Source organism: Bacteroides reticulotermitis JCM 10512, from assembly GCF_000517545.1.
Classification (GTDB): Bacteria; Bacteroidota; Bacteroidia; order Bacteroidales; family Bacteroidaceae; genus Bacteroides; species Bacteroides reticulotermitis.
Genome location: NZ_BAIV01000006.1, coordinates 69686 through 93709, shown reverse-complemented (window position 1 = coordinate 93709; position 24024 = coordinate 69686). Strand labels below are relative to the sequence as shown.

20 protein-coding genes and 3 pseudogenes are annotated in these 24024 nt (G+C 40.5%); 9 read left to right on the top strand and 14 right to left on the bottom strand.

The genetic code is table 11. The features are described from left to right. Nucleotides 1-67: 67 nt before the first annotated feature. The 7 genes and pseudogenes from JCM10512_RS05120 to JCM10512_RS05095 form a co-directional block, all read right to left on the bottom strand. Nucleotides 68-1393 (bottom strand): AraC family transcriptional regulator, encoded by a 1326-nt coding sequence (locus JCM10512_RS05120; protein WP_244436917.1) that lies wholly within the window; start codon nucleotides 1391-1393, stop codon nucleotides 68-70. Beyond that, entirely contained in the window at nucleotides 1333-1845 is a 513-nt protein-coding gene (locus JCM10512_RS23410; RefSeq protein WP_244436915.1) for a tetratricopeptide repeat protein, read from the bottom strand. Before JCM10512_RS23410 ends, JCM10512_RS05120 begins: the two co-directional genes overlap by 61 nt. Nucleotides 1846-1848: 3 nt before the next feature. Beyond that, complete coding sequence (locus tag JCM10512_RS05115; RefSeq protein WP_044161085.1) at nucleotides 1849-2430, bottom strand: epoxyqueuosine reductase QueH; 582 nt, start codon at nucleotides 2428-2430, stop codon at nucleotides 1849-1851. Nucleotides 2431-2707: 277 nt separating this feature from the next. Next, nucleotides 2708-3717 (bottom strand): annotated as a pseudogene (locus JCM10512_RS05110) (GGGtGRT protein). Between the two features lie 18 nt (nucleotides 3718-3735). After that, the gene (locus JCM10512_RS05105) at nucleotides 3736-4437 is read right to left on the bottom strand and encodes an iron-sulfur cluster assembly scaffold protein (protein ID WP_044161082.1); all 702 of its coding nucleotides are present in this window, start codon (nucleotides 4435-4437) and stop codon (nucleotides 3736-3738) included. A gap of 287 nt (nucleotides 4438-4724) precedes the next feature. Next, nucleotides 4725-6767, bottom strand: a complete 2043-nt coding sequence (locus JCM10512_RS05100) for a protein-disulfide reductase DsbD family protein (RefSeq protein WP_044161080.1) — start codon at nucleotides 6765-6767, stop codon at nucleotides 4725-4727. Between the two features lie 13 nt (nucleotides 6768-6780). Beyond that, nucleotides 6781-7080, bottom strand: coding sequence for a Dabb family protein (locus JCM10512_RS05095; RefSeq protein WP_044161077.1), 300 nt, complete (start codon nucleotides 7078-7080; stop codon nucleotides 6781-6783). Nucleotides 7081-7181: 101 nt separating this feature from the next. On the opposite strand from JCM10512_RS05095, the gene udk reads away from it, so the two are divergent. Next, nucleotides 7182-7793, top strand: a complete 612-nt coding sequence (gene udk / locus JCM10512_RS05090; protein ID WP_044161075.1) for a uridine kinase — start codon at nucleotides 7182-7184, stop codon at nucleotides 7791-7793. 13 nt (nucleotides 7794-7806) lie between these two features. Next, nucleotides 7807-9200: pseudogene (locus tag JCM10512_RS05085) on the top strand (MltF family protein). 79 nt (nucleotides 9201-9279) lie between these two features. Here the strand turns inward: JCM10512_RS05085 and JCM10512_RS05080 are convergent. The 7 genes and pseudogenes from JCM10512_RS05080 to JCM10512_RS05055 form a co-directional block, all read right to left on the bottom strand. Beyond that, nucleotides 9280-10827 (bottom strand): sodium:solute symporter family protein, encoded by a 1548-nt coding sequence (locus JCM10512_RS05080; RefSeq protein ID WP_044161072.1) that lies wholly within the window; start codon nucleotides 10825-10827, stop codon nucleotides 9280-9282. Continuing rightward, nucleotides 10824-10949 (bottom strand): symporter small accessory protein, encoded by a 126-nt coding sequence (locus JCM10512_RS23405; protein ID WP_244436914.1) that lies wholly within the window; start codon nucleotides 10947-10949, stop codon nucleotides 10824-10826. Before JCM10512_RS23405 ends, JCM10512_RS05080 begins: the two co-directional genes overlap by 4 nt. Before the next feature lie 634 nt (nucleotides 10950-11583). Beyond that, the gene (gene metH, locus JCM10512_RS05075) at nucleotides 11584-14331 is read right to left on the bottom strand and encodes a methionine synthase (protein WP_081741220.1); all 2748 of its coding nucleotides are present in this window, start codon (nucleotides 14329-14331) and stop codon (nucleotides 11584-11586) included. 48 nt (nucleotides 14332-14379) lie between these two features. Beyond that, nucleotides 14380-14832 (bottom strand): SsrA-binding protein, encoded by a 453-nt coding sequence (gene smpB / locus JCM10512_RS05070; protein ID WP_044161069.1) that lies wholly within the window; start codon nucleotides 14830-14832, stop codon nucleotides 14380-14382. A gap of 12 nt (nucleotides 14833-14844) precedes the next feature. Beyond that, entirely contained in the window at nucleotides 14845-15390 is a 546-nt protein-coding gene (locus JCM10512_RS05065; RefSeq protein WP_044161228.1) for a Yip1 family protein, read from the bottom strand. A gap of 26 nt (nucleotides 15391-15416) precedes the next feature. Next, nucleotides 15417-16229 carry a hypothetical protein gene (locus JCM10512_RS05060; protein WP_044161225.1) on the bottom strand — a complete coding sequence of 271 codons (813 nt, stop codon included), beginning with the start codon at nucleotides 16227-16229 and terminating at the stop codon, nucleotides 15417-15419. Between the two features lie 82 nt (nucleotides 16230-16311). After that, nucleotides 16312-16813: pseudogene (locus JCM10512_RS05055) on the bottom strand (DMP19 family protein). Nucleotides 16814-17104: 291 nt separating this feature from the next. On the opposite strand from JCM10512_RS05055, the gene JCM10512_RS05050 reads away from it, so the two are divergent. From JCM10512_RS05050 to hisC, 7 genes are all read left to right on the top strand, one after another. Further along, complete coding sequence (locus tag JCM10512_RS05050; protein WP_394354183.1) at nucleotides 17105-17761, top strand: DUF2490 domain-containing protein; 657 nt, start codon at nucleotides 17105-17107, stop codon at nucleotides 17759-17761. 337 nt (nucleotides 17762-18098) lie between these two features. After that, nucleotides 18099-18311 carry a fimbrillin family protein gene (locus JCM10512_RS23400; RefSeq protein ID WP_244436912.1) on the top strand — a complete coding sequence of 71 codons (213 nt, stop codon included), beginning with the start codon at nucleotides 18099-18101 and terminating at the stop codon, nucleotides 18309-18311. Next, nucleotides 18308-19915: a fimbrillin family protein gene (locus JCM10512_RS05045; protein WP_244436910.1), complete on the top strand. Its 1608-nt coding sequence runs from the start codon at nucleotides 18308-18310 to the stop codon at nucleotides 19913-19915. The genes JCM10512_RS23400 and JCM10512_RS05045 overlap by 4 nt, the downstream gene beginning before the upstream one ends. Nucleotides 19916-20069: 154 nt before the next feature. Continuing rightward, a complete protein-coding gene (locus JCM10512_RS05040; protein WP_044161066.1) occupies nucleotides 20070-20561 on the top strand; it encodes a PaaI family thioesterase in 492 nt (163 codons plus the stop codon). Between the two features lie 256 nt (nucleotides 20562-20817). Then, nucleotides 20818-21669, top strand: a complete 852-nt coding sequence (gene hisG, locus JCM10512_RS05035; RefSeq protein WP_044161064.1) for an ATP phosphoribosyltransferase — start codon at nucleotides 20818-20820, stop codon at nucleotides 21667-21669. Between the two features lie 12 nt (nucleotides 21670-21681). Beyond that, nucleotides 21682-22971 (top strand): histidinol dehydrogenase, encoded by a 1290-nt coding sequence (gene hisD, locus JCM10512_RS05030; protein ID WP_044161061.1) that lies wholly within the window; start codon nucleotides 21682-21684, stop codon nucleotides 22969-22971. A gap of 10 nt (nucleotides 22972-22981) precedes the next feature. Then, nucleotides 22982-24022, top strand: coding sequence for a histidinol-phosphate transaminase (gene hisC, locus JCM10512_RS05025; protein WP_044161059.1), 1041 nt, complete (start codon nucleotides 22982-22984; stop codon nucleotides 24020-24022). The last annotated feature ends 2 nt before the right edge of the window (nucleotides 24023-24024 follow it).

Below are 24024 nucleotides of genomic sequence, written 5' to 3'. Positions count from 1 at the left end.
TATGAAAGAGTGTATTCAATTACGGCAATTGCCGTAATTGAATGAAAAATGTCAGCGAATTTATATATTACTTATCTTTATGCAACTTTTGAACGCGCTCTTTGTACTGAGCTGGTGTCATTCCGACAGCGTTTTGGAAGAGTTTATAGAAGGTTGTCATCGAATTAAAGCCTAAACTAGACGAAAGAGCTTTGAGTGGTGTCTGGTTATATGGGTCACTTAGTAGGCGTACAGCTTCGTTGATCCGGTAGTTATTTATGTACTGGGTAAAAGTTTGTCCGGTTTGTTCGTTGATGACCTGAGATAGGTACGTGCGATTGCTTTCCAAACGTTCGGCAACCTTTTCTTTGGTTAGCAAATTATCCTCATAGACTCGTTCTTCGCTCATCAGCTTTTCCAAGTGCAGGAACAGGGAGCTTTTCTTTTCTTCGGTCAACGAGGAAGAAGCATATTTCTCCGTCGCTATTTCTTCTTTTACCTCATCGTTCTGGTCCGGATCGGTGTTCTTTAATGCGCGTATTTGTTTCTGCAATTGTTGCTCACGGCGGATAGCTTCCTGATTTTGGCGTACTATGGTTAGGTAGAAGTGGTTTTTGCGCCAATACATATAATATAAGGAGAGCGATATGAGGATAATCACTGCTATGATCGAAATAAGAAGTTGCTCTTTTTTCTCTTTTTGCAGCAGAATAAGCTTGTTTTTCTTTATCTCGTTCTCTTGTCGCTCTACATCATATCTCACACGGATTTCTCCAACAGCCCGTTCTTTATCGGCATTATAAAGACTGTCGTTTTCGATCTGGAATAGTTTGTGATAGCTTAGTGCTTCCTGAAACATGCCGGCTGCTTCATAGCATTGGGAGAGGGATTTCAGCAAATCGCTTCGATATATCGGGCTCTCCTGTTTATTGGAAAGCTCGATACCAGCATTCAACATCCGGATTGCCTGCGGATATTGATGACGCTTGATTAGGATTTTAGCATACCCTAAATACGCATTCATAACGGATGACGTCTGCCCTTGTTCTCTTAAATCCAATGCTTTTTGGAAATAGGAGATTGCTTCCTCATCTCTGTTTAGGTTAGACAGAATGTATCCGTAAAGATTATAAATGTTAGACTGGTCATAGAAGTCGTTCTGGATCATGACAAACTCGGCTTCCTGAATGTATTTGAGGGCAGTTTGATAATCTTTCTTCAGGTAGTACATATATGCCACGTTTGTCGAACCACTATATATAAGGTAAGGGTCCTTCTGTTTGTGTCCCAACTCATAGCACTCCAATGCATATTTCAAGCCGCTGGCATCATTCTTCAAATAATAAATACCGGCTATGTTGACCAGTATAATCGAGTACAGCCTGTCATACTTAGAACGTTTAGCAGCTTCCACTCCTTTGAAGAAGTACGTGAGTGATAGGTAGTAGTCTTTCTGAACGTTGGATGCGTATAGGCCCAACCCATTGTAAACTGAACAGAGGCTGAGTCGTTTTTATTGCTTTCACCAATGAGTTGCGCTTGTGCCAGGTGGCTATATGCTTCTTTGGTGTTGCCTTTCATCATCTGTGCCTGTCCCAAACAAATGTGCGAGTAAATGACGGCGTGATTATAATCTTCTTCGGCATAACCGATATCGAATAACTTTTGTCCATACAGAATCGCTTTGTTATAATCGGCTTTATTAAGAAAGAGAAAGCTCACCTTGCGAAGTGCTTCCTTATCTTTAGGTTTTTTCCTCAAGAGTTCCAACTGAGTGCTAATGGCGTCATTGATCTCCTCTTGCCCCAATACGATAGCGGGCAGGAGTGATAGCATGATGATTATATAGCATTTGAAAGACTTCATTTTCTATTCATTCTTGTGCATACTAAATTCACAGCCACAATACTGCTGGTTATAGAAGTTATATGCTTTGATTATCTCGATACGGCGTTCGCTCAGTCCGCCTTTACGCCAATTCTGCTTCCAATAGGTTACATCGGGATATGGGGCGACAGCATGCGCACCGGCCTCTTCTATTTGTTCCAAACTCTTCCAACGGCTTGAAGCTAGTGTTGTTGTTATGACGGAAATCCCATGCTCGTGTGCATAACGGGCGGTTTCGAGCAAACGCATTTTGAAGCAGCGCAGGCATCGGCCTCCTCGTTCGGGTTCTTCTTCCATACCCTTTATCCGGCAGAGCCACTCGTCATGATTGTAATCCGCATCTATAATTTCGAGTCCCAGCGACTGAGCGTAGCGGGTACATTCTTCTTTTCTGATGTTATATTCTTCCAGTGGATAAATATTCGGATTGCAATAATAGATAACCGGGGTTATATCATTTTGCATCAGACATTCGATAATGGCCGATGAGCAGGGAGCGCAACAAGTATGAAGCAGAATCTTATCGGCTCCGTTAGGCACTTCTATTTGGAGTTTCTTTTTCACTTTACAAATTTAAGGGATATTTTTGAAATAGAATAATGCTTCCAATAGTTTTATGCTTGTCAGAAGTTTGATGTGGAAGAGATATTATTTGAAAAAGCTGCAAATTGATGCGAAAATTGGTATGATTGAACAAAATTAGGAAGCTGGGTTGTGGAAATCGCTCCTTCCGTTTCTCTCTCTTAATAGTTGTTTTCTCTTCTTTAATTGCTTAGGTATATATAGAAAATCCCCATAACTCATAGAGTTACAGGGATCTCCTATGTTGTAATTAGTTAGATTACTTGTTCAAAGCTTGCGAAATGTCAACCGCACAAGCTACTGTACAACCTACCATCGGGTTGTTACCAATTCCCAAGAATCCCATCATTTCTACGTGAGCAGGAACTGATGAAGAACCAGCGAACTGAGCGTCTGAGTGCATACGACCCATTGTGTCTGTCATTCCGTAAGAAGCAGGACCGGCTCCCATGTTGTCCGGGTGAAGTGTACGACCTGTACCACCACCAGAAGCTACTGAGAAATAAGGCTTTTTAGCAAAGTGCGTTCTTTCTTATAAGTTCCTGCAACTGGATGTTGGAAACGAGTCGGGTTGGTAGAGTTACCAGTGATAGATACATCTACACCTTCTTTCCACATGATAGCTACACCTTCGCGAACATCATCTGCACCGTAGCATTTTACTTTAGCACGAGCACCGTCAGAATAGGCGATTTCACGTACTACTGTCAGTTCGCCTGTATAATAGTCGAATTGAGTCTGAACATACGTAAAGCCGTTAATACGAGAGATAATCTGGGCAGCGTCTTTTCCAAGACCGTTCAGGATGCAACGCAAAGGTTCTTTACGTACTTTATCTGCTTTTGCTGCAATTTTGATAGCACCTTCGGCAGCTGCAAATGATTCGTGACCGGCAAGGAACGCAAAGCATTTTGTTTCTTCACGAAGCAACATAGCAGCTAGGTTACCATGGCCAATACCTACACTACGATCAGCCGCAACAGAACCCGGGATACAGAATGCTTGCAGGCCGATACCGATAGCTTCGGCAGCGTCAGCAGCATTTTTGCAACCTTTTTTCAAAGCGATGGCAGTACCTACTACGTAAGCCCACTTCGCATTTTCAAAACAGATTGGTTGAGTTTCTTCACATGTCTTATAAGGATCGAGTCCGGCAGCTTCGCAAATAGCGTTAGCTTCTTCAATATCTTTGATGCCGTTAGCGTTCAAAGCTGCTAAAATACCTTTGATACGACGGTCTTGACTTTCAAATTTTACTTCTCTAATCATTGTTTCTTCCTCCTTATATTATTCGTGACGTGGATCAATGTGTTTAACTGCTCCCTGTTCCGGCGTTACGCGACCGTAAGTTCCGGTAACTTTCTTCAATGCTTCGTTCGCATCGGTACCTTTCTTAATTTCGTCCATGAATCTGCCCATGTGTACGAATTCGTATCCACAGATTTCATCGTTCTTATCCAGGAAGATGTTTTTGATATAGCCTTCTGCCATTTCAAGGTAACGAGGACCTTTTGCTAATGTACCGTACAAAGTACCTACCTGGCTGCGAAGACCTTTACCTAAATCTTCCAGACCGGCACCGATAATCAAACCGCCTTCAGAGAAAGCTGATTGAGTACGTCCGTATACGATTTGCAGGAACAACTCGCGCATAGCAGTGTTGATTGCATCGCAAACTAAGTCTGTGTTTAAAGCTTCGAGGATAGTTTTGCCCGGAAGTATTTCAGAAGCCATTGCGGCAGAGTGAGTCATACCCGAACATCCGATCGTTTCGATCAATGCTTCTTGGATAACACCTTCTTTAACATTGAGTGTCAGCTTACAAGCACCTTGCTGCGGAGCACACCAACCGATACCGTGTGTCAAACCTGAAATATCTACAATTTCTTTTGATTTTACCCATTTGCCTTCTTCGGGTATGGGAGCTGGTCCGTGATTAGGACCTTTCTTTACAACACACATGTGTTCCACTTCGTGTGAATAAGTCATAATTAGCTCTTTTTTAAGTAATATAATTAAAATACGTAGTCACGATTCTCAAAATCGCATACAAAGTTACTTCTTTTATTGGTTTATGCAAACTGCCTTTTATTACTTTTTTATGAAAAGAGACAAATAGATCATTCGTTTGATGCGGTTTGCAAAGTAGAGATTACATTTATCAAAGATGGAAGGTTGCAAGCAAACTTTTTGAAATAGTAGTTGGCTTTTACAATGCAAAAACGGCCTCAGTTCTGTATCAGAATGAGGCCGTTGGGGAATTTATATCACAAAAGTTACTTTGCCTTTTGGAAGTTGTTTAATCCGGTTTGTAGGAATTCGATATATTTAGGAATATCTTCATCATACGCATAGGATTTGTTTAGCGGTTGTGCGGCATTGTCGAGCAATACATAGAAAGGCTGGGCATTTGCACCGAACTTAGAACGTTGCAGATAACTCCATTTATCACCGATGGTGCGCAAAGTACGTTCTGTACCGTTTTCCTGTATCTTGATATGCTCAGGTAACGGAGTCTTGTCGTCTACATACAGTGTGATAAGTACATAGTCATTGTTGATGATGTCACTCACTTTGGTATCGGTCCATACGGCCGCTTCCATTTTACGACAGTTTACACAGCCGTAACCGGTAAAGTCGATCATAGCTGGTTTGCCTTGGATGCGGGCATATTCCATTCCCATATCATAATCGTCAAACTTAGCACGTACTTCGTTCTCGTATAAGTTGAAGTCTTGAGTCTGCATCGGAGGAGCGAAAGCGCTTACTGCTTTCAGAGGTGCGCCCCATAATCCCGGTACCATATACACAGCAAAAGCTAACGATATGAGTGCAAGGAAGAAACGGGTAACTCCGACCTTATTGCTATCGTCATCGTGTGGGAATTTGATCTTGCCAAGTAGGTAGATTCCGAGCAGGCCGAAGATTACAATCCATAAAGCAAGGAATGTTTCACGGTCGAGGATTCCCCATCCGTAAGCCAAATCGGCAACCGATAAGAATTTTAAAGCGAAAGCTAACTCAAGGAAACCTAGCGTAACCTTAATTATATTCATCCATCCTCCCGATTTAGGCATTGATTTCAGCCAAGATGGGAAAAGGGCGAACAGTGTAAACGGCAATGCAAGCGCAATGGCAAAGCCAAGCATACCAATTGCCGGAGCTACCACACTACCGGTAGTAGATACTTGTACCAGCAAGAAGCCTATGATCGGACCTGTACAAGAAAAAGAAACCAACGACAGCGTGAAAGCCATCAAGAAGATACTTAATAGCCCACTGGTTGATTCAGCTTTGCTGTCTACTGCATTGCTCCATTTAGAAGGCAGGGTTATTTCGAACGCTCCAAAGAAGGAAGCGGCAAATACAACCAACATCAGGAAGAAGAAGATATTGAAAATGGCATTAGTCGATAGAGCGTTCAGAGCACTGGCACCAAAGATTAGGGTAATAGCCAGTCCTAAAGCAACGTAAATTACAACGATCGATGCCCCATATGTACAAGCATCACGAATACCTTTCTTCTTATCTTTACTCCGTTTCAGGAAAAAACTAACTGTCATGGGTATAATAGGCCACACGCATGGTGTGAATAAAGCAATCAAACCTCCTAAAAATCCGGTAGCGAATATGTATATCCAAGACATATCGCCCGGTGTGTTTTCTTCACCCAAGTTCTGCAATTCGGTAATAACCGGTTTCCAAAGATCTGTCGAAGATACGGTAGGAGCAGTAGTTGCGGCAGAGTCTGCAGCGGTTGTTGCTACCTGTGCGGTGTCTTCCGAAGTAGCAGTAGCAGCCGGTTCGGCTGCTTTGCTATCTTCAGTTTTTACTTCCGCTGTTTTTACAGCAGCCGGTGCACTTGCTTTGGCTTCGCCTGAATACTTAAAAGGTACTTCAGTCGGAGGTAAGCAACTTTCGTCATCACAGGCTCCAAATTCCAAATAACCTTCAATGGAATACTTGCCACCTGTTAATTTCAACTTCTGCGAGAACTTTGCACTATGTTCAAAATAGCGCACTTTCATTTCGAAGAGTTTGTCGTAAGTTGCAATCTCTTTTCCAACAGGCTTAAGTTTTCCAACTAGTTCGACGCCTGCTTTTTTATCGACATTAAATGTAGCGGAAATTGGACCTCCCTCACCTAAATCGGTAGAATAAACATGCCATCCTTGGTCAATAGTAGCTGTGAAAAGAACTTCGACCTCTGTGTCAGAAAGCGTTTTTAACTCGGTTTTGAACTTGACTGGTTCTTTGATCTGCGCTTGTATTGTCCCGAATGCAAGACACAAGAGCAGGAGAGAGAATAGTTTTTTCATTATTTTATAGGGGTTAGAAATTATAATCTACGCATGCACGGTTTTCCTTGGCATCGGCCAAAATCTTTCCGGCAGCAACGTGGTCGGGGTGTGTAGCATAAGCCTTCATATCTTCTAAAGAGTCAAACTCACTGTAGAGAGCTATGTTCCATGTTTCACCCGGATTCATGTTCAAACCGACCTCAATGTTGCGGATGACAGATATTTTAGCGGGTAGTGCCTCGATCGCCTCTTTGAAATTGTTCATGATGGCGAGTTTCTCTGCTGTAGGGACATCGTCTTTTAACTTAAATAATACAATGTGTTTTACCATTACGTTGCTATTTTAATTAAATGTTTCTATATTTGTCTGGTCAATATTACATATTGATCTTGCAAAATTACTCTATTTAGTTTAAATATACACTTAAAGAGATGTTAATTATAGGAATAGCAGGCGGGACAGGCTCAGGAAAAACCACCGTCGTACGGAAAATTGTCGAAAGCCTTCCCGCAGGAGAGGTCGTGTTGTTACCTCAGGACTCTTACTATAAAGATAGTAGTCATGTTCCTGTAGAAGAACGTCAGAATATAAACTTTGATCATCCGGATGCTTTTGAGTGGAGTTTGCTTTCAAAACATGTTACCTCGTTGAAAGAAGGAAATAGTATAGAACAGCCGACTTATTCGTATCTTACTTGTACGCGTCAGCCCGAAACCATTCATATCGAACCGCGTAAAGTGGTTATCATTGAGGGTATCTTGGCACTATGCGATAAGAAGTTACGCGGCATGATGGACTTGAAGATATTTGTAGATGCCGATCCCGATGAGCGACTCATCCGTGTGATCCAGCGTGATGTTATAGAACGTGGCCGTACTGCGGAAGCCGTTATGGAACGCTACACCCGTGTGTTGAAACCGATGCATTTGCAATTCATCGAACCTTGCAAGCGCTATGCCGATCTGATTATCCCCGAAGGAGGAAGTAATAAAGTAGCTATCGATATATTGACTATGTATATTCAAAAACATCTAAAAGAGTAAGGAGATCAAGCCAATGAGTTCCAGGGCGATAAGTATTGTTTTGTTTTTCTTTGTTTTTCTTTGTTGTATGTCCGGCTGCAGAAATAAAAAACATAGCAGGGAAAAAGAAAATATACGCGATCTGGCACAAATAAAAGATAGCGGAGAGTTGGTCGTGCTGACTCTTTACAGCTCTACTTCTTACTTTAACTACCGCGGGCAAGAGATGGGCTTTCAATACGAGCTCAGTGGACAGTTTGCCAAAAGCCTGGGAGTAACGCTACGTGTCGAAGTGGCACGAAATGTAGATGAACTGATTCATAAATTATTGTCCGGCGAAGGCGATATCATCGCTTACAACTTGCTATAACCAAAGAATGGAAAGATAGCCTGCTTTATTGTGGGGAGAAAATCATTACGCATCAAGTGATTGTACAGCAAGGAGGCGGAAAAGGGAAAATGTTGAAAGACGTCACCGAATTGATCGGCCAGGAAGTTTATGTGAAGCCCGGCAGATATTATGATCGTTTGGTTAATCTAAACAATGAGCTGGGTGGGGGTATTCAAATTCATGAAGTGACGAATGATAGCATTACCACAGAAGATTTGATTACTCAGGTCGCTCTGGGGAAGATCCCTTATACGGTGGCCGATAATGATTTAGCCAAACTGAATAAAACGTATTATCCGAATCTGAATATTGATCTTTCTATCAGTTTTGACCAACGTTCGTCTTGGGCGGTGAGAAAAGACTGTCCTGAGTTGGCGGCTTTTGCCAATAAGTGGCATAAAGAGAATGTAACTTCTCCGGCCTATACGGCTAGTATGAAACGTTATTTCGAAAGTAGCAAGATGATGCCTCATTCACCCATTCTGTCTTTAAAGGAAGGGAAAATATCTCACTTCGATCATTTGTTTAAAGAATATGCTAAGGAAATAGGATGGGATTGGCGTATGTTGGCTTCTTTAGCGTATACGGAGTCTAACTTTGATACAACTGCTGTTTCTTGGGCAGGAGCGAAAGGACTTATGCAATTAATGCCTGCTACAGCACGTGCAATGGGGGTACCTCAGGGAAAGGAACAGAACCCGAGAGAAAGTGTCAAGGCGGCAATTAAGTACATAATGGCAACCGATCGGAGTTTTAATATGATTGCTAATAAACACGAGCGCATTAATTTTATCTTAGCTTCGTATAATGCAGGTCTGGGGCATATTTATGATGCAATGGCATTGGCTGAGAAATATGGCAAGGACAAATATGTTTGGAAAGAAAATGTTGAAACGTTCATTCTACTCAAAAGTAATGAGGAGTATTTCACCGATCCGGTTTGTAAAAATGGTTATTATCGTGGGATAGAAACGTTCAATTTTGTACGAGATGTCACTTCTCGGTATGAAAACTATAAAAAGAAGATCAAAACTTGATATTTTCTGTGTTATACTAAACTGCTCCGATATTTGAAACTAGGTATCGGAGCAGTTTTATTTTATAGCTTTGGAACGCTTATCGCTTGGCGGTAACTAAGCTAACCGAAACAATGACTAATATGGATAAAGGGAGAGCAAATAAAATCGGATCAATTACCGGAAACGGATAGGTCGCTATAAGTACATCGCGTCCGAACAAAGCTTTGCATATACCCAATGCTGCTGATTCCTTTTCGTGTAGAAAGATTAATGCAAATATGCTGGCGATGGAACCTGTCCATAAGCTGGCCATAACTCCCTGCTTGGTAGCCCTCTTCCAATATAGAGCACAAAAATAAGCCGGCAGAAAGGCAGCCGCACAAATTCCCATAAAGATGGCTGTCCCCCGGGCAATAATATCATTGGGTAGCATATAGCATACGATATAGCTGATTAGGATTGAAATCAATACACCGAGGCGGATGACGTTGGTCAGCTTCCTTTTGGAGCGAGGTCTATACGTACCGTAGATATCCGAACCTGCGGAAGCACCCATCGTGTGAAACTGGGCACTCAGTGTAGACATGCTGGCGGAAAGAATACAGAGCATGAATAGTGCCGTAAACCAGTCAGGCATTGCTTTGTCTATAAAATACGGAATAATTTTATCGATGTCTTTCACGACTTCTGTGGCGATAGCTCCTTCAGTTTTCAGGAAAAACAAATTGCTTAATGCGCCTGCATGATAAATAACGCCCACGGTTACGATGAGAAATAAGCAACCGATAAATATTCCACGATTTAGTTGCTTGCTACTTTCCACCGTCATGAAACGAACAATCAGTTGAGGTTGCGCCAGGCAGCCGATCCCAACCCCTAGAATAAGTGAGGTAACCAATGAATACCATTGAGGAGATCCTGCTATCGGCATGGTAGTCCATCCTTGATGTCCCAATGCTTTATAGTGTTCCGGTACCAGTGGTGCAATGTCTTTCAGTGCACGGTTGGCTTCCGTGAAATTCATTTCGAGAACATTGTATAAGGAAAAAAGAAGAAATAGCATGCAGCAGAACATGATGATAGCTTGTAAGGCATCGGTGTACATGACTCCTTTCATACCTCCGGCTATAACATATGCAGCTATTACCAAGGTAAAGATTAACAATGAAATATTGAAATCGACTTGGAATATCTGTTCAATAAAGACAGCTCCTCCTTTCATTACGACGGCAGCATAGAGTGGCATACCGAGAAAAATAACGACCGCAATAAACACTTGTATGTTTCGCGATCGGTAATGCCTTCCGAGTAGTTGAGGGAAGGTACTTACATTTAATTTAGCTCCCATGCGACGGGTGCGCAGTCCGAAGAAAAGAAATGCGATTATTACTCCGACAAACATATTTAGGTAGCAGAGCCATTGAATACCCATACCGAATGCGGCGGCTACTCCTCCAAATCCCACAATGGCGGAAGCGGAGATGAAAGTGGCACCATACGAAAGGGCCATTACGATGGGGTTCATCTGACGTCCTCCTACCAGATAATCGCTGGTGGAAGTTGTCTTTTTATATCCTAGAAAACCAAGGTAAGCTAAAGAAAGCAGATAAGCTATGACTATCAGTCCGAGTGTAAATGTACTCATTTTGTTTCATCTTTTTGATCGTCCTTATTCCAATACTTAATTCCATACCAAGCGGAGAATACTACACATATCACTGATAGAAGATATGGCAAAATGATAAAAGGGTCGTCGATTCCAAACATTTGTGTTTTGTATTTTGGTTAATAAAACTACAAATGTAAATATTTTATCGGAATAGCAAAACTTTTGTTTGCTAAATGAAAGTACAATAGATCTCTGGCATGGAAATACTATCTCTGTAACTAGCTTGAAGAATAGATAAAAAGGGCTCATCTTTGTATTCCTAATTTCATCGTCGGGATCCGATATAGGCATTTTGCTAGTTGATTTTACTACTTTCGATAGAGCGATTTTAGCAAAGTATACAGCCTTTGGAAATCGGTACTAGGTATTGATTAGCCAATATCAGAAAAGTAATCGCAATATATGGATTTATATATCAGCTATTTATGGTGAAATCTGTCTATATCTTAGTTTGCATTCTTACACTATCTCAAATTATGTGCTTTACCAGACAATAAGTTTATCGATACAGTTCACTTCTCAGATTTCATGTTGCTTTCAGTTGTAGGAACATGTCTGTCTTTCTGCGTAGATTAACGAAGAATAATGCAGAGTCTACATAAATTTACCGGTAAGCCTGTAAAAAGTTAAAAGCCACCTTCATCTATCGGTAGATGAAAATGGCTTTTAATGATGTATTATTAAGTCGAGCTTTAAGAATACTCGTTTGCATACTCAGATTTAAGTAACGACTCAATCGAACAAGTTCAGTTTGTTTTTCTGAGCTTCTTCCAATGAAACGGTCTCTCGCTTCATTAGCCCGCTTTTATCTCTGAGTTCCTGATATTCCTCATTTAGCTCGCTAATGATTTTTTCTTTCTGTACCGGATTTAATAGGCGTGAGGCTACCCCTGCATTTAGAGAGGCATCCTTTAAATGTATAACTGGAGCATGATATACCGGCGCTATTTTTAATGCGGTGTGCATTTTGGACGTTGTTGCTCCTCCAATCAAGAGAGGGATGTCTAAACCGGCTTTCTCCAATTCACTTGCAACGTGTGACATCTCCTCCAAAGAAGGAGTGATTAGACCACTGAGTCCAATCATATCTACCTTTTCTTCAACGGCACGCTGTATGATCGTTTCTGCAGGTACCATCACGCCCAGATCGATTATTTCGTATCCATTGCACGCCATCACAACGCCTACTATATTTTTGCCAATATCATGCACGTCTCCTTTAACGGTAGCCAACAATATTCTTCCTGCCGAACTACTTCCTTCCTGTTTCTCCGACTCAATGATCGGTTGAAGAATGGAAACGGCTTTCTTCATTGTGCGAGCGGTCTTTACTACTTGGGGAAGGAACATTTTACCGGCTCCGAAAAGTTCTCCGACATGATTCATTCCATCCATCAATGGGCCTTCAATTACATCTACAGCTTTTGAGTAGAGTGGAAGGGCTTCTGCCAAGTCTTCTTCCAGAAAGTCGCCAATCCCTTTCATTAATGCGTATTTTAAGCGTTCTTGCACGGCTTCGCTTCTCCATGCATCCTGTTTCTCTTTTATTACGGAAGACGTTGATGATTCGTCTTTTAATGATTCTGCTAATTCGATTAGCTTTTCGGAAGCATCTGGGCGACGATTCAGAACTACATCTTCAATTTTCTCGAGAACATCGGCTGGAATATCACTATATAATACTGAAGTGGCCGGATTTACGATACCCATGTCCATTCCTTGTTGGATGGCATAATATAAGAATACGGCATGCATCGCTTCGCGGATATAGTTGTTACCGCGAAAAGAGAAAGATAAATTGCTTACTCCACCACTGACATGTGCTCCAGGTAGGTTTTTACGTATCCATCCGGTTGCATTAATAAAGTCAACAGCGTAGTTATTGTGCTCTTCGATACCCGTTGCCACTGCAAGTACATTCGGATCAAAGATAATATCGTTGGGGTTGAAGTCTAGTTTATCAACAAGCAAGCGGTAGGCCCGTTCGCAGACTTCTATTTTGCGTGCGGCGGTGTCTGCTTGACCTTTCTCATCGAAAGCCATAACTACGACTGCAGCTCCATAGCTTTTAACAGCCCGTGCATGTTCCAAAAACATTTCTTCTCCCTCTTTTAGCGAAATGGAGTTGACAATGGACTTACCTTGTAGGCATTTCAATCCGGCAACTATGACATCCCACTTTGAAGAGTCGATCATGATTGGGACTCGTGAAATCTCCGGTTCTGACATTACCATATTTAGGAAAGTTGTCATTTCTGTTTCGGCATCCAGTAATCCGTCATCCATGTTGATGTCAATAATCAGCGCTCCGTCTTCAACTTGTTGACGTGCTATGGAAAGAGCTTCTTCATACTTCTTTTCATTAACAAGTCGCAAGAATTTACGTGATCCGGCTACGTTGCATCGTTCACCTATATTCACGTAGTTGATCTCCGGTTTAACTTCGAGCAATTCAAGGCCGGAAAGCCATAGACAATTTGGTTTTGGAGCAGGTGTATGTGGTTTAGCCCCTTCTATTAAAGCCGAATACTCTGCTATATACGCATCCGTTGTACCACAACAACCGCCGATGATGTTAACAAGCCCCTCATGGATATACTCTTCTATTTCATGAGCCATATCGGTTGGACTTTGGTCGTATTTTCCCAAGCTGTTCGGGAGTCCGGCATTGGGATAAGCACTGATGTAATAGGGAGCCCGTGAAGCCAATTGTTCTAAGAAAGGCTTCAATTGACGTGCACCAAACGAACAATTAAGGCCAATTGAAAATATGTTAGCATGTTGTACGGAAGCTAGAAATGCCTCTAGAGTTTGTCCCGATAATGTGCGGCCCCCAATATCAGACACTGTAACCGAAAGCATTATGGGCACATTTATTCCTGTAACTTGCATAGCCCGTTCAGCTGCATAAATAGCTGTTTTGGCATTTAGTGTATCAAATATTGTTTCAATTAGAATAGCATCAACTCCTCCTTCCAGAAGAGCTTCCATCTGCTGCTGATAGGCTGCTGCCAGTCCGTCATAACTGAGAGCACGATATGCAGGGTTATTCACATCCGGACTCATGGAGCAGGTCTTATTTGTCGGACCGATGGCACCTGCTACAAAACGAGGTTTATCTGGATTCTTTGCAGTATATTCGTCCGCTAGGTCACGCGCTAATTTTGCTGCTACTAGATTCATTTCACGTACATATTCTTCGACATGATAATCAGCCATTGAGACTGTTGTCGAACTGAATGTATTCGTTTCAATAATGTCTGCGCCAGCTTCAAGGTATTTGCGGTGAATATCTTGAATAATATCCGGACGAGTCAAGCAAAGTAAATCGTTATTTCCTTTTAATTGTCCGGGGATATGCGCAAAGCGTTCCCCGCGAAAATCCTCCTCTTTGAGGTTATATTGTTGAATCATAGTACCCATTGCGCCATCTAATATTAGTATGCGCTCGGATACTAACTGCAAAATTGTTTTTTTCATTTTTCCCTAATCACGTTAATACCTAAACCTTTAAATCTCTGCCTTGATTTATCTTTTGAATAGACGCGCCATATCTCTGCGATCGTCTTTCTCTTTTAATGCCTCCCGCTTATCGTACTGTTTTTTCCCTTTTGCCAGTGCGATAACAAGTTTCGCTAAACCTTTTTCGTTGATAAACAATCGAGTGGGTACGATTGTAAACCCTGGATCTTTCATCCCTCGTTGAAGCTTCTCTAATTCTTTTTTACTTAGTAACAACTTCCTATCTCTACGGGCTGTATGGTTGTTGTATGATCCATAGAAATATTCAGTGATATGCATATTCTTTACCCATAACTCGTTTTTGATGAAGATACAAAATGTATCTACCAAACTGGCTTTTCCAGCACGAATCGATTTGATTTCTGTTCCGGTTAGTACAATGCCAGCGGTATATGTGTCGACTAACTCATAATCGAATGTGGCACGTTTATTTCGGATGTTTATAGATGGTTGTTTCATCTTTGCATTTTCTTAATTGAGTATCGTTGTCAGTTTGTTGAATATAAACTGTATTATGGCTGGACAGAATATTAGCAAAGCCGACGAAATAAGAGTGAACTTTAAACGTATTTTCTCCTCAGTTTTCATCAGAATAGGTGCACCTTCCCATATAACATAAACAATATAAAACTGTAGTAACCAAGCTATAATTCGGAAGTCGGGTAATAGCCCGGTAATGATCTGGAGTAGAAAGGGGACAACGAGTGCATAACCGGCAAAACGTTGTACCAATGCTTTGTTGGATACTAAACCAAACATCTTTACGCGCATTTCATTGATGGCGTAGGCTGCCAAAAAATAGCCTCCAAATAGGGCAACCGCTACTGCACAGCAGGCGGTCATTGCTATTTGAAAACTTTGAGGTCCGCCCCAGCCATTTGTTAATAAGGATCCAATGAAAACTGATAGGGCACATAAACCAATCATAGGATAAACAAAGGCAATATATACCTTTTGTCTATCCTCTTCTATAGAAATTTCCTCCCAAGCTTTAGCCGGAGAGGAAATTAACTTCATTGCTGTTTTGAATAATTCTTTATAATTCAATTTTTACTTACTGGATAATCTAGAGACGCTTTTTGCGTGGTTGCTCCCTCTAAAGAATTTTTATTCGAATTTGTTTCCGCCTTGATAGTAACCTTGGTCGGTGCGCTACCGGTCTCGATCTTGAAGTCATTTATCACATTTCTGATTTCATACACTTTATATGTATACGTGTATTTATCTCGTGTAACTTCTTTTCCCTCAGTGACTTCACCATCATCAATGATATGGTTGAGCGTTAAGACCAACTCTCCATTTTTCATTTCTGATTTTTTATAAGTCATTTCAAATGTATGTTTGGCCAATTCTTCCTTCATTTTTGTTTCATCAGTTTCGCTCTTAATCCAATATACTACCGGGACGATGATATAGTCGTCACTGTACATTGCAGGGTTTACTTGGCCTAAACCTGAAGCATAGCCATTTAGAGTGTGTATAGGTGCATTAGCCGGTTGAACATCTGTGTCCTCTAAAGGTGCAGGCTGCTCTTCGTTTTTAGCACTTATGGCAGTAGGCGTACTTCCACCATAAAGGGTTACATTTATACTTGAAGCTGTTGGAGATTGTTCAGCTGTATCGAACTGAAAATAGAATGCATAAAAAACACCTGTACTAAGATCAGACAGAGTCGCATCATTTACTATAAGTTTCTGTCCACTTGCTAATACAAAAGTAGGCGGAAAGTAATCTGTACATTTAGCGATGGCCAATTGCGTATATTTAGTATTGTTGTCTCCGTTACTGATGCAAGAAGTAAAAGATACACTGATTAATATAGCTAACGTTGCCAAGAAAAATTTCATCTGTTTCATAAACATATTTTTTAGATTTTGCAAAGATATAATTTTTGATTCATAATAACTAAATACAAGTACTTAAAAAATACTGCATCAATTACTTTATTATTTTCGCAAAAAGCTCTAAATGCTCATCTACGTAACTTGCGAGTGAAGCTGTTACCAGTTCTTCCATGTCGAGATACTCTTCTTCCAGGTCGTCAAAAACTTCATATTGTTCATACATTGCCATGAATTCGTCATCCGTACGCTCTTTTTCAAGGTCGCTCCGATTCGCATCATATATTTTTTTTGCTTTATAGATCAATTTTTGAAAAGTCCTCAGCACCCCACAAACGCATAACTTTAGCAAATGGATTATCAAAGATGTATCCTCCGTAACCATTTTGAATCAATTGGCAAAAACCTCCCACCATGATTTCGTCACGGAATATCTGGTAAGCTAGCAACGAATGTTGCTCTCCGGTTAGTAAAGGCATTGTTGCGGCGGTTAACTCTCCACCGGTCACTTCTTTGTACTTGTCGGTAAATACTTGGATAAATTCATCCATACCTTCGCTGGCAGCCACCTGCAATGCAGAATCAGTAACTTCTATCATACTTTGTCTATATAAACGTTTGAAGAGGCAAATTTACAAACTTTATTGATCAGTTGGTTCATTTGGGGGCAAAAGATATTAGTGTTTGTTGGATTAGGGTATATGCCGGATTCTGATAGCGCTTCACCTAGCTGTGTCTTTGATGATTGAGTAACTCATTCTTTTACTGCACTACAGATTTGTTGTTGGTAGGAGAAGTTTACACGATTAATTTAAATATTTCAGCATTATTTCAGTTTCATATTTTATCTTTGCCTGAAATTGGAATGTGATTTTGGATATAAAGTAGCTATGTTTATGATTAAAATATATTATAGTCGTTTTTTTTGTCTAAGTTTGTTTTTGTTGATAACGTTTGTCGGATGGGCGCAAAGTGATGATTTTACCAGTTGGACTAAACTAAATGCCAAACATAAAATTAATTCTCGCTTTGCCGTATCGGGCAATTTGGAATTCCGCACAAAGGATGATATGAGTCGGATTGACCGTTTGGGGATAGCGGTTGGAGGGGATTACAGAGTATCATCTTATCTGAAACTAGAGACCGGTTATGAAATGCATTATCGAAACAGAGGAGAATCGGAGTGGAAGTTTCGCTATCGTTACCAAATTGGTGCGTCAACAAGCCTACAATATCAAAATTGGAAATTCTCTTTGAGGGAACGCTTTCAGCAAACATTTGATCAAGGAAGTACAAGCTCTCGTTTACGCTCACGCTTAAAAATAGCTTATGCTCCTGCGAAAGGAATTGTGTCTCCTTATTTTTCCGCTGAGCTTTATCAAAGCATTGGTGGAGCTTCTTTCTGGAGCATAGCGCGTATGCGCTATCGTTCCGGATTGGAAGTCGAGTTGTCTAAAAAATGGATGCTTGATCTTTATTATTGCCGTCAATATGAACCGGCAAAAAGTAAAAATATAGTTGGTTTGGAAGTGTCCTATTCCTTCTAAAGAAAAAGTAAGCTTCATATAAAAAATAATGATTGCCTCTTTTTTGTATTATAATAAGGTAGACGTGTTTTTCTTTCAGAAAACACTTCCATTTATAAGTATCTCATAATGAGTATTATATATCTTTTTATTGAAAAAATAGAAGATAAAATAAGCTATTTTGATTTTAATATATATATTTGTCGCAAGCATTTCATTCTGAAATGTATAGTTGAAAAATGGCTCAGCACGACAGGCCTGCCGCATATTATTTCATAACCGAAAGCCTATTACTTCCCTTTATGTAATATTTCTCTGCCATTCTGATGTGGACTTATTAATATTAATGTAAAATAACATGAAACGACAAAGTGCTTTTCTAAAAGTAAAGGGAATTCTGTATTTATTGTTTTCATTAACAGCATGTGTGAATACAGTTTCTGTGGAGAATGGATCGGAAAATCAAAGGGAAATACCGGTCAAGCTTATGGCTACTGTTCAATCGGGAACATCGACTCGGATGGCTGGTAATAGTTTTGAAGAAGGAGACAAAATAGGCTTTATGCCATGATAGGTTCTGGTAGCTTGGAGGGAGAACGTTATGCTGATAATAAGTGTTTTGTGCATTCAGCAGAAAACGAGTTTGTTCCTAATGAGGTGATGTATTATCCGGAAGATGGGTCCGATTTGAATTTGGTTAGTTATTATCCTTACGCAGAACAGGGGATAGCTGCGGGAGAAAGTAGTATGTCGGTTCGTGTAAAAACTGATCAGTCTAATCAGGAAGATTATTCAGCTTCAGACTTTTTGGTTGCTTTACAAAGGGATGTACAAGCTAGTGAAAATCCGATTAAACTGACATATAAGCATCGTTTTTTTCGATTGAAATTGACTCTCAATCCTGGTGATGGAGAAGATGTTCAGCAAATGCTTGCCGCGGATCCTAAATTAACTATATGTGGTTTCTTTACAAAATCGAAGTATGATTTTAATGAAGAAGAGTATACTGGCTTTTTAGATGAAGAGAATATTTATCCGGCTGGAAAGTGGAAAGTGTCTGACGGCAAGTTGGTGGGCCAGGAAGTTATTCTCATTCCTCAGGACATATCGAGCCGCTATCAATATATCTCCTTGAAGGCTGGTGGGAAAATATATACTGCTTTTTTGCCTTCTGCATTAGTGTTGCAGAGTGGTAAGCAACAAGAACTTCAAATAACTTTTGTTTCTGATGAAGAGGTGTTGCTGGATGCGATCTCTGGAGAAATAGCGGATTGGGAGAATACGGGTATGGAGGAGACTGAGTCAGAAACTGCTCATGAATATATCAATATCTCCAAGCTGAAATTTGAAAATTCTCAAGTTTGCAAAGTTATGTCTGGTGGTCGGCAAGTTGCGGAAATTTGTAAGGAGTTTCTAGTGAATCCGGAGATTACTTCCCAAGCAATTGTGGCTTATCCCATGAAAGATGATAAAACGACTGATCTATCTAAGGGTATAGTTATGCAGTTGATTGGAGAAACTGGAAAAGTGCATGGTGGCGCAGTTGCATGGGATTTAGAAAAGAAGACATTGAATTATACTGCAGGAACAATAGCTGCTCAAAACTATTTGTCTGTATTGGCGGATGGGCGTATTGTTTTGTCAAGGGCTGCATCAGATGATGTATTGTCGCTTACTTATTTGGATGATGTAATTCGTGATGTACGGGGTGGAGTTATTAATAATTATTCAATTGTAAAAGTGGGAACTCAATATTGGATGAAGAGTAATTTGGAGGCTGGTTCATATATTGACGGGGAACAAATCCCAAGTTTGAAAGAGATGCATGAAGGCGCTGTAGGATATATACGTTCGGATGTGGGAAACTATTTTTATAGTGCTGATGTGGTTACAACTCATCGAATGCTACCTAAAGGTTGGGAAATACCTGTTTGGGAAGACTGGACGTTGTTGATGTCTTATTTAAATGATGATGTCTCTACGCTTAAATCTGGTGATTGGAAACCTATGAAAGAGGGGACTACTATTGCAGAAGTCAATAATCTTTCGGGCTTTTCTGCAGAACCCGTAGGTATGTGCTTTGGGAGTTATAATGTATCAGAATATGAAGGCAAATATTTAGCTACTGGACATTGGACGATGCAGGTGGAGTACCAACGGAGGTGTTTTTACTAAAAACGGATTCCAATGAGATGATAAAAGGGAATACTGCCAAAGATAAAGCTTATGCAATTCGTGCTATTCGCAAGTAAAAGAAGAATCATGGTACATTTTCTCATATTTTATTTATATTTGGGGATCGAAATATTAAATACATTGAGATAGAATCATGAAGAAAATTATAAATCCTTGGAAAGGTTTAGATGGATACAACTGTTTTGGTTGTGCTTCTAAAAACGAAGCTGGTGTAAAAATGGAATTTTATGAGGATGGTGATGAAGTAGTAAGCATCTGGAAACCTCGTCCTGAATATCAAGGTTGGATTGATACATTACATGGTGGCATTCAGGCGGTATTGCTTGATGAAATATGTGCATGGGTAGTTATTCGTAAGTTACAAACGGCCGGTGTTACATCAAAGATGGAGACTCGTTACCGAAAAGCTATTTCTACGAATGATTCTCATATAGTGCTTCGTGCTTCTATAAAAGAGATTAAACGAAATATTATAATTCTTGAGGCACGTTTATTTAATGAAGTGGGTGAGTTATGTACAGAAGCTGTCTGTACGTACTTTACATTCTCTAAAGAAAAGGCAAAAAATGAAATGCATTTTGAAGAATGTGAGGTCGAACCGGAAGAACTGTTGCCTTTAATTTGATATCTAAAATGAAGTTTTTGTGATAAATGTTTGGCAGTATAGAAGAAAACCTTTATTTTTGTCGCAGTAAATATGAAAAGTATGAAATATACAGCAGCACATCATCATCATCATTTTCCTAGCGAATAACTCGGTGGGCGTAGATGATATTGTGTATAACGCTATATAACGATAACTAAGGCTTGCCGATAAGGCGAGCCTTTTTTTATTTCTGTAGTTGCAAATAAATATATAACCAAAATAATAGAATAGCTTTATGTTAAGAATCGCAGTGCAAGCCAAAGGTCGTCTGTTTGAAGAAACAATGACACTTTTAGAGGAGTCGGATATTAAACTAAGTACAACCAAGCGCACACTACTTGTGCAATCTTCTAATTTCCCCATTGAGGTATTGTTCCTTCGGGATGATGATATTCCACAAACTGTAGCAACCGGAGTTGCTGACTTAGGAATAGTAGGTGAAAACGAGTTTCTGGAAAAGGAAGAAGATGCTGAGATTATCAAGCGATTGGGATTTAGTAAATGCCGTTTATCTTTAGCGATGCCTAAAGACATTGAATACTCGGGTCTGACTTGGTTTGAAGGAAAGAAGATAGCAACCTCTTATCCGGTAATTCTTCGTAATTTCCTAAAGAAAAACAAGATAAAGTCTGAAATACATGTCATTACTGGATCGGTGGAAGTATCTCCGGGTATTGGACTTGCTGATGCGATTTTTGATATTGTTAGTTCCGGTTCTACTTTGATTAGCAACCGTTTAAAAGAAGTAGAGGTTGTGATGAAGTCTGAAGCTTTACTCATTGCTAATAAAGATATGGATGAGGATAAAAAAGCTGTATTGGAAGAATTACTGTTTAGAATGAATGCGGTTAAAACGGCGGAAGATAAGAAATATGTGTTAATGAACGCACCTAAAGATAAATTGGAAGAGATTGTCTCTGTACTCCCCGGTATGAAGAGTCCAACTGTGATGCCGTTGGCACAAGAAGGATGGTGCTCTGTGCACACTGTTTTGGATGAGAAAAGCTTTTGGGAAATTATCGGAAAACTGAAAGCTCTTGGAGCGGAAGGCATTCTTGTATTACCGATTGAGAAAATGATTCTTTAATTTGATGGTGTTATGAAGCTAATAAAATACCCTTCGAAAAATCAATGGGGAGAGTTATTGAGACGCCCTGCTCTGAAAACGGAAAATTTGTTTGATACGGTTCGTTTGATTATAGATAAAGTCAAAGCGGAAGGTGATAAAGCCGTTTTGGAATACGAAGCCACTTTTGACAAAGTAAACTTATCTGTTTTGTCTGTCAGTGAGGAAGAAATACTGGCTGGTGAAAGCCAAATTAGTGAACAGTTGAAAACAGCTATCATTTTAGCCAAGAAGAATATTGAACTGTTTCATGCTGCCCAGCAATTTGTAGGGAAGAAGATCGAAACAATGCCTGGAGTAACTTGCTGGCAAAAGGCTGTAGGCATTGAGAAAGTTGGGCTTTATATACCCGGTGGAACTGCTCCTCTTTTTTCAACCGTACTGATGTTGGCCGTTCCTGCCAAGATTGCCGGATGTAAGGAGATTGTGCTTTGTACTCCTCCGGCTAAGGATGGGAGTATTCATCCGGCTATTCTTTTTGCAGCCCGATTGGCAGGAGTAAATAAAATATTTAAGGCCGGTGGTGTTCAGGCTATTGCTGCTATGGCCTATGGAACGGAAAGTATTCCTAAAGTATATAAGATTTTTGGACCGGGAAATCAGTACGTTACGGCTGCCAAACAGTTAGTCAGTTTGCGTGACGTGGCGATCGATATGCCGGCCGGCCCCTCTGAAGTAGAAGTCTTAGCCGATGCCTCCGCCAATCCGGTATTTGTTGCCGCCGACTTACTCTCACAGGCAGAACACGGTTCGGATAGTCAAGCAGTATTAGTGACAACATCCGAAAAGCTAATGGAAGCTGTGCAAATCGAAGTGGAGCGTCAGTTGATGGAACTTCCTCGGAAAGATATTGCTTCACAAGCTTTAGAGAACAGTAAGTTGATTTTGGTTAAGGATATGGAGGAAGCGTTGGACTTGACAAATGAATACGCCCCCGAACACTTAATAATAGAAACGGAGAACTACCAAGAAGTTGCCGAGCGTATTATAAATGCAGGTTCTGTCTTTTTAGGTTCCCTGTCACCCGAAAGTGCAGGCGACTACGCTTCGGGAACCAATCATACCTTGCCAACCAATGGGTACGCAAAAGCGTACAGCGGAGTCAGTCTGGATAGCTTTATCCGAAAAATAACCTTTCAGGAAATAACATCGGAAGGCATGAAAACTATTGGTCCCGCTATTGAAGAAATGGCAGCTAATGAACAGTTGGATGGACATAAGAATGCAGTAACTGTCCGCCTGCAAATGATTAATAAACAATAATAGAATACGAATGAAAACTTTAAAAGAACTGACTCGTCCGAATATTTGGGAGTTGAAGCCCTACTCTTCTGCTCGTGATGAATATAAAGGTGCTGTCGCATCTGTTTTCCTCGATGCTAACGAGAATCCGTATAGTTTGCCACACAACCGTTATCCGGACCCGTTGCAACGTGATTTGAAAACGGAGCTTTCGAAGATTAAAAAGGTTTCTCCTGAACATATCTTTTTAGGTAATGGAAGTGATGAAGCCATCGATTTGGTTTATCGGGCATTCTGTGAACCGGAGAAAGACAATGTTGTTGCAATCGATCCGACATATGGCATGTATCAGGTGTGTGCTGATGTGAATAATGTAGAGTATCGCAAGGTTTTACTGAATGATAAGTTTCAGTTCTCGGCCGAGGATTTACTTGCTGCAACGGACGAACATACGAAACTAATATTTCTCTGCTCGCCGAACAATCCGACAGGCAATGACTTGAACGGTTCTGAAATCGAAAAAGTATTGAGTAAGTTTGAAGGACTGGTAATTTTGGACGAGGCTTACAATGATTTCTCAGCAACGCCTTCTTTTCTACGTAATTTGGAGCAATACCCTAATCTGGTTATTCTTCAAACATTCTCTAAAGCATGGGGTAGTGCTGCTATTCGTTTGGGGATGGCTTTTGCTTCGGAAGGGATTATTGGTATCTTGAATAAGATCAAATACCCTTATAATGTAAATCAACTGACGCAACAACAGGCAATGGAACTGCTTCGTAAATACTATGAAGTGGAACGTTGGGTAACAAGCCTGAAGGAAGAACGTGAAGTCTTGACTCATGCTTTTAAAAAACTTTCTTGTACGGAGAAGATATTTCCTTCCGATGCGAATTTCTTTTTGGCGCGGGTGACTGATGCCGTGAAAATATACAATTACCTGGTGGGTTTGGGGATTATAGTTCGTAACCGTAACTCCATTGCACTTTGTGGCAATTGTCTGCGCGTAACCGTCGGGACGCGCCGTGAGAATGAGATACTGATAGAAGCACTTCAAAAATATAAGGGATAAGA

Excerpts from the sequence above, each read along its gene's own strand:
- hisD (WP_044161061.1), top strand. The coding sequence starts at position 21,682 with ATGAAGCTAATAAAATACCCTTCGAAAAATCAATGGGGAGAGTTATTG.
- JCM10512_RS05050 (WP_394354183.1), top strand. The coding sequence starts at position 17,105 with ATGTTTATGATTAAAATATATTATAGTCGTTTTTTTTGTCTAAGTTTG.
- hisC (WP_044161059.1), top strand. The coding sequence starts at position 22,982 with ATGAAAACTTTAAAAGAACTGACTCGTCCGAATATTTGGGAGTTGAAG.
- JCM10512_RS05100 (WP_044161080.1), bottom strand. The coding sequence starts at position 6,767 with ATGAAAAAACTATTCTCTCTCCTGCTCTTGTGTCTTGCATTCGGGACA.
- JCM10512_RS23410 (WP_244436915.1), bottom strand. The coding sequence starts at position 1,845 with ATGAAGTCTTTCAAATGCTATATAATCATCATGCTATCACTCCTGCCC.
- JCM10512_RS05045 (WP_244436910.1), top strand. The coding sequence starts at position 18,308 with ATGATAGGTTCTGGTAGCTTGGAGGGAGAACGTTATGCTGATAATAAG.
- udk (WP_044161075.1), top strand. The coding sequence starts at position 7,182 with ATGTTAATTATAGGAATAGCAGGCGGGACAGGCTCAGGAAAAACCACC.
- metH (WP_081741220.1), bottom strand. The coding sequence starts at position 14,331 with ATGAAAAAAACAATTTTGCAGTTAGTATCCGAGCGCATACTAATATTA.
- JCM10512_RS05060 (WP_044161225.1), bottom strand. The coding sequence starts at position 16,229 with ATGAAACAGATGAAATTTTTCTTGGCAACGTTAGCTATATTAATCAGT.
- smpB (WP_044161069.1), bottom strand. The coding sequence starts at position 14,832 with ATGAAACAACCATCTATAAACATCCGAAATAAACGTGCCACATTCGAT.
- JCM10512_RS23400 (WP_244436912.1), top strand. The coding sequence starts at position 18,099 with ATGAAACGACAAAGTGCTTTTCTAAAAGTAAAGGGAATTCTGTATTTA.
- hisG (WP_044161064.1), top strand. The coding sequence starts at position 20,818 with ATGTTAAGAATCGCAGTGCAAGCCAAAGGTCGTCTGTTTGAAGAAACA.
- JCM10512_RS05095 (WP_044161077.1), bottom strand. The coding sequence starts at position 7,080 with ATGGTAAAACACATTGTATTATTTAAGTTAAAAGACGATGTCCCTACA.
- JCM10512_RS05065 (WP_044161228.1), bottom strand. The coding sequence starts at position 15,390 with ATGAAGTTAATTTCCTCTCCGGCTAAAGCTTGGGAGGAAATTTCTATA.
- JCM10512_RS05080 (WP_044161072.1), bottom strand. The coding sequence starts at position 10,827 with ATGAGTACATTTACACTCGGACTGATAGTCATAGCTTATCTGCTTTCT.
- JCM10512_RS23405 (WP_244436914.1), bottom strand. The coding sequence starts at position 10,949 with ATGTTTGGAATCGACGACCCTTTTATCATTTTGCCATATCTTCTATCA.
- JCM10512_RS05040 (WP_044161066.1), top strand. The coding sequence starts at position 20,070 with ATGAAGAAAATTATAAATCCTTGGAAAGGTTTAGATGGATACAACTGT.
- JCM10512_RS05105 (WP_044161082.1), bottom strand. The coding sequence starts at position 4,437 with ATGACTTATTCACACGAAGTGGAACACATGTGTGTTGTAAAGAAAGGT.